The following is a 12,717-nucleotide window of genomic DNA, read 5'->3' as shown; positions in this document are numbered from 1 at the left end:
GTAACCATCCGCGGTTAACATCCGAGTTAAAACCTGAAGCGGCACCCGCTGCTTCAGGTTTCCATCTCCACTTCACTCTTGTCTTCCCGTTCAACACTCTCGGGCTTCCGCTGCCGTCTCAACTTGGCGATTACCCGCTCGGGCATCTCGGCAAGCACTTCATCCAGCGGACGGGGGCGACCGATGTGGTAGCCCTGCAACAGATCGACTCCGATCTCCTGCAAGCGCTCCGCAGTACCCAGGTCCTCGACAAACTCCGCAATGGTGTGCGCATTCAGGCGATGGGCAACCTGATTGATGGACTCGACAATCATCAGGTCGACAAAATTGGAATCCACCTCCCGCACAAAGCTCCCGTCAATTTTGATGTAGTCAATGGAGAAGGCCTTCAGATAGTTGAAGGAACTCAGGCCATTGCCGAAATCGTCCAGCGCCACCTTGCAGCCCATTTCCCGCAATGAGGCCACAAATTCGCTGGCGCTTTCCATCTGGTTGATCATCGCCGTTTCGGTGATTTCAATCCCCAGGCGCGGGGAAGGCAGCTCGGCCTTTTCCAGCAGCGCGATGAATTTCTGCTGAAAATCGCGATCGCCAATGGCTTCGGCAGACAGGTTCATCGCAAAACTGAGACCGCTGGCGGCAGCAATTTTTACCTTGTTGCACAAAAACTCATTCATCACCCAATTGTCGATCTGCAACATCAACCCATAGCGCTCGGCGGCAGGGATAAACGCTCCAGGGGGAATCAGAGCGCCATCACTCCCCACCATACGTACCAGCAATTCATAATGGCTGACTCGGCTAGCATCCCTGGCGCTCGCGATCGGCTGCGCATGCAGCACAAAGCGGTTTTCGTCCAGCGCTTCGCGAATACGCGAGGCCATATGAATTTCCCGGTGCTGCTCCGCCGCTGCACTACTATCAGCCTCATACAGCATGACCACACCGCGCCCCGCGTGCTTTGCCGAATAACAGGCGACATCGGCCTGGCTCATAAGGTCAGCCACATGATTGTTTTCCCGACGAATCTCCGTCACCCCCACACTGGCGCCCACATCAAATACGCGCCCAGCCCAGGGGAAGCGCAAGGAAATGATTTTTCGCACTAACTGCTCGCAGCGCAAACGCCCCTGCTCTTTATTGCAATCCCGCAGCAGGAGACCGAACTCATCCCCTCCTAGACGGGCAACGCAGTCGGAATCCCGCAACTGGCCCTTCAGGAAGCGCGCCACATTGCGCAGCAGCGCGTCGCCCGCCTGGTGACCAGCACTGTCGTTGATGACCTTGAACCGATCCAGATCCATATACGCGAGGGTATGCACCACTTCGTTGTTTCGCACCGAAGCTACCGCTTCCAGCAGGTCGCGCTTGAAGGCCTCGCGATTGGGCAAGTGGGTTAGATCGTCATGGTGAGCTTTGTAACGCAGCTGCCGGATCAGCTGGCGAGTTTCTGTCACGTCCTGGAACACCAGCACCGCCCCTAAAACCTGACCACTGCCCGTGCGCAGGGGTGACGCAGAACATTTGACGTCGTAACTGTTGCCACTGCGGTTGTGCAACACCGAGCCTTCGGCGGAGACAAACGGCATCACGTTTTGCAGGCAATCGTCCACCGGGCTGCTGACCGGCTTACCGTCGCGACCGGTGGACAACTGCAGAACACTATCGATATCCCGCCCCTGTACCTCACCCAGAGACCAACCGGTAAGCTGCTCCGCAACCGGGTTCATAAATGTGATACGCCGACGCCTGTCGGTTGCGATCACCGCGTCAGCAATCGCATTCAAGGTCACCTGCAGGTGCTCTTTCTCTTCTTCCAGCGAGCGCGCCATCTGCTTGTTGTCGGTAATATCCCGAAGAATACCGATCAGACGCATCGGCTGCCCCTCTTCACCGGACTCCATTACACGGGCAGTTTCGTGGATCCAGCGGATTTTTCCGGAATCGGTACGCACACGGTACTGACAGTCGATATCTTTCGCCTTACCACTGATGTGTGCGAGCTGCGCCTGCAGCAGGCGCTCGCGATCATCTCCGCTTACCCGCGACAGCCAATCATGGCGACTGGCAAGGTGTTCGGCATCAATGCCAACGCCACTGCTCAACCACTCGGAATAGAATGTCTTGCCAGAGCCGAGATCCCAGTCGTATACCACCTGCCCGGTCACCGTGAGGGAGAATTTCCAGCGCTCTTCGGCTTTGGCCAGCTGTGTTTCACTGCGCTTTCTCCAGTCGATATCCTCGACCTGAACCACGGCGTAGAGCGGCTCGTTATTTGCCCCCCGGGCGAGAGTACAGGACCAGTGCCCCCACACCTGCTCTCCGCTTTTGCACATAAACCGCCACTCGGCGTCCTGCACATACCCAAGCTCAAAATCAAACAGCAGGTTTCCACTGCCGGAACCGCCGGTTTCGCTGGACGCAGAGTGGTTAAGGCTCCGCTCCTCCGTTCCGATCACCTCGCGAATATTCAATCCGCGCAGCTCCACCTCCGAATAACCGATAAACCGGCAGAAACTGGAGTTAGACTGAATAATCCGGTTATCCAGTGAAACCAGCAGCATACCGATACGGGAAGACCCCATGGCCGCGCGGAAACTACTCTCCACTTCAATGATCCGCTGGCTACGCTTGCGCTCGACACTGGTTGCCACTGCCATGACATAAGCGGGAATCATTGCGGCATACAGCGGCAGAAAATCCAGCGAACTATCGATACTGCGGATGCTTTCCGGCAGCCAGGCATTGCCATTGACGAAGATCATCAGCAACGTCAGCACCGTGGAAAATACCAACAGCAGGGTTTGTGGCAACGCCAAACGCGAGGCAGCCCAGATTAGTGGCAGTGCCACATAGACGAACGGGTGTGGCAAAAGTTTTAGTACGGCAAAAATACAGACCAGAGAAAAGGCCGATATACCTAAAAAGCGCAGCAACTGCCGGGGAGCCACCAGGCTTCGCCACACCTGCATATTGAGCATATGCAGAAACGGAAGAAATATACTGATGCCAACGGTATCCGCGAGGTACCAGAAAAGAAATACATCACTGAATGGCAGGCCACGGAACAGTGCGGCCACGCCAGCACCAACACCCGCCCCTGCCAGGGTCGACAGCAACGCACCAAATATCAGAAACCGCAACCAACGCCATATGCTGCCAAAAAAATCGCCATCCGCACAAAAGAAGCGCAATAGCGACGCGGCAACAACGGACTCGACCACACCCGCCACCGAGTACAGGGTGGCGATCGCAAGCTCGAGGCCACTGACGACCGAGGCTGCCACGCTACCAATAAAAGAGGCCGCTAACAGGAAGATCCAGCGCCCGACAGGGAAGCGGTACAGAACCGCAATGGTGAGCGCATCGGCCAGCCAGATGGTCGCGATGCCATCACTGAACGACAGAAAATGTTTGCAGAAATAGGCGAGACAAAAGCTCCCCATCATCAGTAAGCAGGCTACTGACAACATACTGGTTCGCTCAGCCTCATGCTGACGCTTACCAGTGGGTTGGGGAGACGGGCTCCCACCGGGAAAATGAACGGACATCAACCACTACTTCCTTTTGGTTGGCTTTTCTTATTCTTTGCAGCCAATCTATACGGCTGCTTCAGCAAATCCCTTAACACATGCTATGAAGAACCGACCTGCCGCTGGGCATCGCTGCCGGTTTCTTTTTTCAGCGCCAGGCAGTACCTCAGCCCTTCGGCCAATTGCGGGAGGTCGTAGCTCGTTGGGACACAGACATCCAGGCACTCACTACTCTGGTCCACCAGCCCCAGAATCGGCGTGCCTGCGGTTGCGGCATCCCCGCGCACAATCGTCGAGAAATCCTTCAGGGATATTCCCGGCAGCTCGCCATCGACAACAATGATATCGACACTTCCGGTGCGGGCACTGAAAATGCCTTTCATGGCATCACTGACAACCTGTACTTCAACCTGCTGAACCGATGCCAGCACGGCTTTCATCCGGTTCGCCCAAGCAGACCGGCCAGCAACATACAACACACGGCAAACCGGTAGCATACTGGTGTAATCCGGGCGCGCGGCCATCTTCAATACTTCACTGGGTGCATCGTTCATCATGAACTCCACCCAGAAAACCGAGCCCTGCCCCTCCTCACTGTCAAACCCGATGCGCCCACCCATCGCTTCCGTCAATTGCCGGGCAATTGCCAGGCCAACACCGGTGCCCTCGATCTTGCCCTGCTCCGCGCCCAGGCGATTAAACGGCTCGAACACATGGGGCTGTTTACTGACGGCGATACCGCTACCGGTATCCAATACACTCAGGCGCAACCAGCCCTCGGCTTGGGGGGCGAAGGTAATCACTACGCGGCCGTTTTCCCGGTTGTACTTGATCGCATTGCCCACCAAATTCAGTACCACCTGTTTAAATCGCGTGGGGTCCGCAAGCACATAGGCGCGCTCCCACCCCAACGGCTCAAACGTAAGGCTGACTTTGCGGGTTTCTGCCAGTGGCTCCAGCAACTGGCGGCAATCGGCCACCAGTGGCGCCGGCTGCACGGCCTCGATGGACGGAGCCAGTCGGTTACTATCAATACGAGCGAGATCCAGAACGTCGCCCACCAGATGCAGCAGATGTTGCCCCGCCTTGCGTATCTCCGCCAGACGCAATCGCTGGTCCGGATTCAAGCTCTGGTCCAGCTCCACCATCTGGCTGTAGCCGAGAATGGCGTTTAGCGGTGTACGCAGCTCGTGGCTCAAACTGGAAATCAGCTCCGCCCTGTCCCGGCTTTCCTGTTTCAACCTGCGAGAGTCTTCCTCCAGCTTGAGCAACTTCTTTTTACTCGCGGTGATGTCCTGCAGGGTCCCCAAAACACGAATGGGCTGCCCCCCGCTGCTGCGCTGTACATTGCCACGGCAACGCACCCACACAATCCCCCGCTCCCGGTGCCTGAGGCGGAACTCAATATCCAGCGGTAGCTGCTCGCGGACATTGTCTTCCATGGCCTGTTTCACATCCGGGTAGTCGTCCGCGACCATATGGGTCTTCCAGCGTGCGAGTGCCGCGCGCGCATCCGATTCACTCTGCCCACTGGCATAGCCGAGCATTCGCCAACAGGTGTCGTCGAGGACCATCTCATCCGCGCGCAGGTCCCACTCCCACAGCCCGTCCCCCACCATATCCAGAGCGTAGTGAAAGCGTTCACCGGAAAAATAGGAAAGCGACCTGGGAGAGAGCGACTCACTGTAGTCGGTACAGCCGCCGAGAAAGAAACGCTCCCCCGACGGGGCGGTAAAAGCGCGCGCCCACAGACGCAGCCACACCGGCTGTCCATCGCGGGCGTAGGCGCGAATCGTGGTATCAACAAAAATCCCCTGCTGACACAGGCGTGTGCGCAAGGTCATCAAGCCATCGCGGTCATCGGAGTGAACAAGGGCGAGATCCCCGCTCCATACCCCGGACAGGGCAGCTTCGGGATCCCGGTGTAGCTGTAGCCAGAGGTTTCCTGTCGCGCGCTGGGCGCCGCTCTCGGGATGCCACTCCCAGACCCCTCGATTGGCACTCAATAGCAGACTGTGCAGGTAGCGCACCTGGGTCAGGGCCTGCTTTGGCTCCAAGCTGTCAAGCTCACCGGGGGTAGCGAGATTCAGGCTGACTGCTTGAGATTGAGAGGATTCAGAGTTCAACACTATTTCGCCGTCAGAGCTGCCAACGCACAGCCAGTAGCCACTTAAAATTCCGGGAATATCTGGGGGTAGTGAATCACTTATCGGCAGATAAAAAAAGGCCCCGCAATGCGGGGCCCAAAATAGCGATGATGAGAGAAAACGGGAAGTCACGCATTATTTCGTATGCCATAACCCGTGATGGATTCCCGGAGCGTGGACCTCGCGGCCCACGCTTAAGGTATTGCAACCGGTGTGCCAACTTTTGAAAAAAGCTAAAAATTTCTTAAAAATCCCCCTTGGCGCCCGAAATTGATCAAACGGTGACCACCAAGATCTGCGTGCCAATGAAATATCTGTGCTAACGACGCCACTGTTGCCGATAAATGACAGCGCTCGACCCAAGAATGAACGCAAAAACTCACTCTTGCACCAAAACAATGCGCAAACCGACCTTTCCGCCGTAATGTGACTTTCCATTCCCGAATAGTGCACTTTTCCCGTCCCGACAGCGCACGATTTCCAGTTATCGAAGTCTCACATAGGCCATACTGCCCTCGAATGACGTGTCCCGACCGGGCATCTGCGGTAGGATTTCGCTTTCGACCCGCGAACAAACTGCCGGGATCGAGATCGGAAGGCTCAAACAAGGTTGTAAACATATGAAAGCAGTTCCCGAGGCCCCACGTATCTGGCTCACGACCGTACTCTTTGCCAGTACCGCACTGGTGGCCGTGACCCTCGTACCGTTGTACGGCTTCCTGGTTGGTTACCACTGGTACCAGTGGCTGGCATTCGCCGTCCTGGGTGCCTTTTGCGGCTTGTCCATTACCGCGGGCTATCACCGCCTATGGTCCCACCGTACCTATGAAGCACACTGGTCCCTGCGCCTCTTTTATGCGCTGTTTGGCGCCGCCGCGCTGCAGAACAGTGCGCTGATCTGGTGTTCCGGCCATCGCCGCCACCACCGTCACTGCGACGACAACGATCAAGACCCTTATTCCGCCAAGCGCGGATTCTGGTTCTCCCACATCGGCTGGATGCTGCGGGAGTACCCGAGTGGTGCGGAAGATTTCGACAATGCCAAGGATCTGCAACGCGACAAAATTGTGATGTGGCAGCACAACCACTATGTGCCAGTTACTGTGGCAATGAATGTGGGCGTGCCCCTCGTGCTCGGCCTGCTGACCGGCGACGTGATCGGCATGCTGTTGCTTGCCGGCGTGCTGCGCATTGTGGTCAACCACCACACCACCTTCTTTATCAACTCCCTCGCACACATCTGGGGCCGCCGCCCCTATACCGATGAAAACACCGCGCGCGACAACGACCTGCTGGCGTTTTTCACCTTTGGTGAGGGCTATCACAACTACCACCACATCTTTCAGACCGATTACCGCAACGGTATCCGCTGGTACCAGTGGGATCCCACCAAGTGGCTGATCAAGACGGCGAGCTGGCTGGGCCTGGCGCGCAACCTGAAAACCGTGCCGGCCATGCGCATTCAGCGCGCCATGCTGACCATGCAGTTCAAACGCGCCGAGAAAAAGCTCGAACAATCCAAACATTGCGAAAGCTGGCGGCAGCTACTGGAGCGAGAGGCACAAGATTTTTCCGCGGCGCTTGCCGAGTGGAAAGAACTGCAGCAACAACGCTATGAAAATGCCCGCGAGCGCCTGCTGAGCACCTGGGAAAATGCGGCAATCCGCACCCGCGTCAAAGAGCTGGAATACAGTCTGAAAATGCAGCGCAAGCGCCTGCAGATCATGACCGAGCAATTCCATCTGGCCCCAGCGGCGGCGTAGAAATAAACAAGGCGACCCAAGTGGTCGCCTTTTTTGTATCTGCAGCCCCGACGATATTGCCGAAATGACGACTTGAACGCCCGCAGATATGCACTATAACCATAAGAGAAACTTGCCACTTCCCCCACCAACGGCCCCACTGAGAAAACTATAATTAGGTTAACCACTGAGAAGGCGCAGAGATGAAGACGTTCAAACAGGCCCATGAAGTTCTCAAAAACGCCCAGAAATTCCACCTGGATATCGCCGGTGTTTACCAGCAGCTGATGGACAATGCACAGGACAACCGCACGCAGTTGCTGCTAAAGCACTTGCACGAGCACGAGCTGCGCATGGCCAACAACCTGAAAAACTACGGTGCCGTTGCCGAGCAGAAGGTCATGCAGACCTGGCTTCAGTACACCCATGAAGAGAGTGCCGGCGACCTGATCAAAAACCTCTATCTGAGTGACAAGCCCAGCATTGAAGAAATCAATCAGCTTGGCCAGGAAGTGGACCGGTACTTTTCCGAGCTCTATCACTCTGTCTACGGGACCATCGAATCGGCGGAAGTCAAAGAGGTGTTCGAAAACCTGAAACACATTCAGGACAAAGAGCGCATCACCCTTTCCATGGCCACAAACTCCCTCTGGGACATGTAGTTCACCGCCCACACCCAGTCTTATTTAGCGCCATCCGCCCCGATGCCTTCGGGCGGATGCGTGTGATCTCCCTCCCACTTCGCGCTCGAAAGTGAAGAAGTTGGCGCTGGATTCGCCAAATATTACCCCTTTATGAAATCTCCCTATTGCCTCGGCTGAACCCGGTTGCTATTTTGACAGCGATGTCATTTGGCGGCGCCGAGGTACTAGCGTCGACTTTATATAAAAATAAACGGCCGCAAGGTGAACATTATATGATCAGCAACAAGCTCCGGCTCGGTCTGGTGACCGCTGCCATGCTCTCTGCAGGACACGGCTACGCCGCTGTCGACTGCACTTCCTTAGCCACGTGGGAAGCAGGTCCGTCCTACTCCACTGGCGCCCAGGTCCAGTACAACGACAACGCCTACGAGGCGAAGTGGTGGACCCAAAATCAGAACCCCGAGCAATACTCTGGCCAGTATCAGGAATGGAAACTGCTCGGCGCCTGTGACAGTGAAAATCCTCCGCTCACACCACCCCAGGGCTCTATTGCCGCGCCTACTGGCGGAGCCACTTTCAGCGAAAATGACAGCGTTGTCTTCTCCGTTTCCGCGTCCGATGAAGACGGACAGGTAACCTCGGTAGAGTTCTTTGTAGATGGCACTCTCGTCGCCACCGACACTGCCGCCCCCTGGGAAGCATCCTGGGCCGCCACGGCCGGCGACCACAGCCTCACCGCTCAAGTCACCGACAACGACGACCTAAGCACCACCACCGCTCCGGTGTCCTTCACCGTGGAAGAAGACATCGTAGTCGGCCCGGTCGCCCCGCAGGTGAGCATCACCGCACCGGCGAATGGTTCGACACACACTACCGGCGACAGCCTGACCATTACTGCCAGCGCATCCGACAGCGATGGCAGCGTCACTCAGGTCGCTTTCTACGTCGATGGCAGTCTGCTGAGCACCGACACCAGCGCCCCCTACAGCACCGAGTGGACCGCCATCCTGGGCAGTCACACTATTTCTGTAGTGGCCACCGATAACGACAACCTGGAAGCCTCTGCGGAAGCAACCATCTCTATCGATGATGAGCAGGTTCCACCGGTCACCAACCACCCCTGTCGCCCCGACGGCCTCTACACCTCCCCAGGCACCGCGCCCAACTACTGCGACATCTACGACGCAGAGGGCCGTGAAGACATGGGTGCCGATCACCCGCGCCGTATCATCGGCTACTTCACCAGCTGGCGGAATGGCGCCAACGGCCAGCCCAGCTACCTGGTAAAAGACATTCCCTGGGGCAAGATCACCCACATCAACTACGCCTTCGCCCACGTGGGCAGCGACTACTCCGTATCTGTGGGCAACACCAGCGACCCGGCCAACCCCGCCACCGGTATGGAATGGACCGGTATTGCCGGTGCAGAAACCGATCCGGACTACGCCTACAAGGGCCACTTCAACCAGCTGTCCAAATACAAGGAACAGCATCCGGAAGTGAAAACCCTGGTTTCTGTAGGCGGCTGGGCCGAGACCGGTGGCCACTTTAATGAGAATGGCGATCGCGTGGCCGACGGTGGTTTCTACACCATGACCACCAACGCCGACGGCAGCATCAACCATCAGGGTATCGAAGCCTTCGCCGACTCCTCCGTGGACTTTATCCGCGAGTACGGCTTCGACGGTGTGGATATCGATTACGAATACCCGACCACCATGAATGACGCCGGTAACCCGCTGGACTTCGGCATCGCCAACCCCCTGCGCGGCTCGTTGATGGAATCCTACGTTGAGCTGATGCGCGTACTGCGCGAGAAGCTGGACGAAGCGGGCGAGCAGGACGGCACCCACTACATGCTGACCATCGCATCGCCGTCTTCCGGCTACCTGCTGCGCGGCATGGAAACCATGCAGATCACCCAGTATCTGGATTACGTCAACATCATGACCTACGACCTGCACGGGGCGTGGAATGAATACGTTGGCCACAACTCCGCACTGTTCGACAACGGCAATGACCCGGAGCTGGCAGCCGCCAGTGTTTACTCCACTTCCCAGTACGGTGGCATTGGCTACCTGAATATCGATTGGGCCGTGAAGTACTTCCGCGGCTCCATGCCCGCAGGCCGCATCAACGTGGGTATTCCTTACTACACCCGCGGCTGGCAGGGCGTATCCGGCGGTGACAATGGTCTCGGCGGCTCTGCGGCTCTGCCTTCGCAGTCCGAATGCCCCGAAGGTACCGGCGGAGCAGCCGATTGCGGTCACGGCGCGGTTGGTATCGACAACATGTGGCACGACCTGGACGAAGGCGGCAACGAAATGGGCGCGGGCTCCAACCCCATGTGGCACGCCAAGAACCTGGAGAACGGCATCCTCGGTAGCTACATCACCGATTACGGCCTGGATCCAGCCAACGACCCGGACGACGCGCTGGTAGGTACTTATGTACGCAACTACGACAGCGTCTCCGAAGCCCCGTGGCTGTGGAATGCCGAGAAGAGCGTGTACATCTCCACCGAAGATGAAGAGTCCATGGACGCCAAAGTCCAGTACGTCATCGATCAGGGTGTGGGCGGCATCATGTTCTGGGAACTGGCCGGCGACTACGACTTCGACGCAGCAAAAGGCGAGTACTACATGGGTGACACCCTCACCACCCTCGCCTACGACAAGTTCACCAACGCCAGCAATTACCGCCACCTGCGCACCGACCGCGTAGTGCCGGAAGAAGCACTGGATATCGGTATCGAAATCACCGAGTTCAAACTGGGCGACCAGAATTACCCGCTGAATCCGAAGCTGTACATCACCAACAACACCGGCGGTGTATTGCCGGGCGGCACCGTGTTCGAATTCGACATGCCGACCTCCACTTCCAACATCATCACCGACCAGAGCGGTGCCGGTCTGGAAGTGATCGAAGATGGCGCCAATGCCGGCGGCGGTAACGTGGGCGGCCTGGAAAACGAATTCCACCGCGTGCGCTTCAGCCTCCCCGGCTGGCAGGATCTGGCCGACGGCGAAACCTGGGACATGACCCTGAACTACTACCTCCCGGTTTCCGGTCCGCAGGCCTACACCGCCACCATTAACGGCACCACCTACGCACTGGCGTTCGAATACCCGGATCTGCCGGTGGCCGAACTCGGCAGCGGCGGCGGTAGCTCCTCCAGCTCCAGTTCATCTGGCGGTGGCGGCGATACCTGTGCCGATGCCGGTGTTAACACCAGCGGACTGGTGACCTACCCGGAATGGCCGCGCAGCAACCACGCCGCCAGCGGCGACCAGATCATCCACGATGGCAGCGTCTTCCAGGCCAAGTGGTGGACCCAATCTGTACCGGGCACTGCGGATGGCAGCTGGCAGTTTATCTGCACCATGTAATCGGACTTAAAAATGGATTTACCCGGCCGGCGGCGCAGCGCCGGCCAATCTCACAGGATGGTTGGAACTAACAGATTGTTTTTAAAAATTCTCTCTCTGCGTTGTAACTGATAGGAACTCCTGTACAGGATTTGCTCCTATGTTCGCCCCGACTCCGGTCGGGGCTTTTTTCGTTTAACTATCTGTTAAAAAATAAGGAAATCACGATGAAATTGCTCGTTAACCCCTCGCATGTGACCATAGCGGTTGTCGCACTGACGATCAGCGGATGTGGGAACAGCGACGGCGGCACAGTAAAAGTGGCACCAACGGAAAATGCCGTACACGCTGCCGCTGTAACTGCCGACGATAAGCAGGGCAGCAAGGTATTTTTTGACGATTTTTCCTATGGCTCGCTGGAAGAAATGGGGAAAAACCAGTGGAAAGCCCGCAGTGAAACTGGCCACCCCGGGGTTACTGGCGCACGCTGGTCTGGGGATGGGATCAGCTTTCTGCCGGATGCGAAGAACCCGGGGAATACACTTCTGCGTATGACCTCCTCGACCGACGGTAGCAGCGACAACACGCAACACACTCAGTTTTGCCATCAGCGTAAATACCTGGCCGGCACCTATGCTGCGCGGGTTTTCTTCCGCGATGAGCCTACTTCTGGACCCGATGGCGATCAGATCATCGAGACCTTTTACACCATCAGCCCTCTCAAGGCGGACATGGACCCGGACTACAGCGAGATGGACTTCGAATATCTTGCCAACGGCGGTTGGGGTGAGCCGGACAACGCACTTTTTGCTACCAGCTGGGAAACCTTCAAGCTTGACCCGTTTGTGAAAGACAATGAGTACAGCACCAAGCCCGGCAGCTTTGCCGGCTGGCATACCCTGGTTCTACAGGCCGCAGACAACAAGATTCGCTACTATGTCGACGGGGAGCTGTTTGCCGAACACAGTGAACACGTATACCCGGAAGAGCCGATGTCGATCAACTTCAACCTGTGGTTCACCCAGGAAGGGCTTATCGACTCCACTGAGCTGCGCACCTATGAACAGGAAGTAGATTGGGTATATCACATCGCTGATGAAGTACTGAGCCCGGAAGAGGTTTCTCAACAGGTACAGCACCTTCGCACCGATAAGATCGTATTTACCGACACCGTGCCAGACTGGAACCCCAAGCTGGAGTCTCCCTGCGGACTTTGATGCACTGAATTTTCACGTAAAAGTACGGAGCGACCTGGATCGCTCCCCACTTCGAAACCGACAACA

The 12,717-nt window shown here is 57.1% G+C and carries 6 protein-coding genes; 4 read left to right on the top strand and 2 right to left on the bottom strand.

Features of this window, described 5'->3' with window-relative positions:
- Positions 1-53 precede the first annotated feature (53 nt).
- On the bottom strand, positions 54-3,473 hold the full coding sequence (locus tag Q1A74_RS00545; RefSeq protein WP_299591366.1) for an EAL domain-containing protein: 3,420 nt from the start codon (positions 3,471-3,473) through the stop codon (positions 54-56).
- A gap of 161 nt (positions 3,474-3,634) precedes the next feature.
- Positions 3,635-5,662 carry an ATP-binding protein gene (locus Q1A74_RS00540; RefSeq protein WP_299591365.1) on the bottom strand — a complete coding sequence of 676 codons (2,028 nt, stop codon included), beginning with the start codon at positions 5,660-5,662 and terminating at the stop codon, positions 3,635-3,637.
- A gap of 638 nt (positions 5,663-6,300) precedes the next feature.
- On the opposite strand from Q1A74_RS00540, the gene Q1A74_RS00535 reads away from it, so the two are divergent.
- The 4 genes from Q1A74_RS00535 (at position 6,301) to Q1A74_RS00520 (ending at position 12,651) form a co-directional block, all read left to right on the top strand.
- A complete protein-coding gene (locus Q1A74_RS00535; protein WP_299591364.1) occupies positions 6,301-7,443 on the top strand; it encodes a fatty acid desaturase in 1,143 nt (380 codons plus the stop codon).
- Between the two features lie 182 nt (positions 7,444-7,625).
- Positions 7,626-8,084 carry a hypothetical protein gene (locus tag Q1A74_RS00530; RefSeq protein WP_299591363.1) on the top strand — a complete coding sequence of 153 codons (459 nt, stop codon included), beginning with the start codon at positions 7,626-7,628 and terminating at the stop codon, positions 8,082-8,084.
- A 254-nt stretch (positions 8,085-8,338) separates the two neighbouring features.
- Positions 8,339-11,455: a glycosyl hydrolase family 18 protein gene (locus Q1A74_RS00525; RefSeq protein WP_299591362.1), complete on the top strand. Its 3,117-nt coding sequence runs from the start codon at positions 8,339-8,341 to the stop codon at positions 11,453-11,455.
- A 206-nt stretch (positions 11,456-11,661) separates the two neighbouring features.
- Positions 11,662-12,651, top strand: a complete 990-nt coding sequence (locus Q1A74_RS00520; protein ID WP_299591361.1) for a glycoside hydrolase family 16 protein — start codon at positions 11,662-11,664, stop codon at positions 12,649-12,651.
- Positions 12,652-12,717 lie beyond the last annotated feature (66 nt).

It is taken from the genome of uncultured Microbulbifer sp. (genome assembly GCF_947504145.1).
GTDB lineage: Bacteria > Pseudomonadota > Gammaproteobacteria > Pseudomonadales > Cellvibrionaceae > Microbulbifer.
This window is presented reverse-complemented; position numbering and strand designations above follow the sequence as displayed.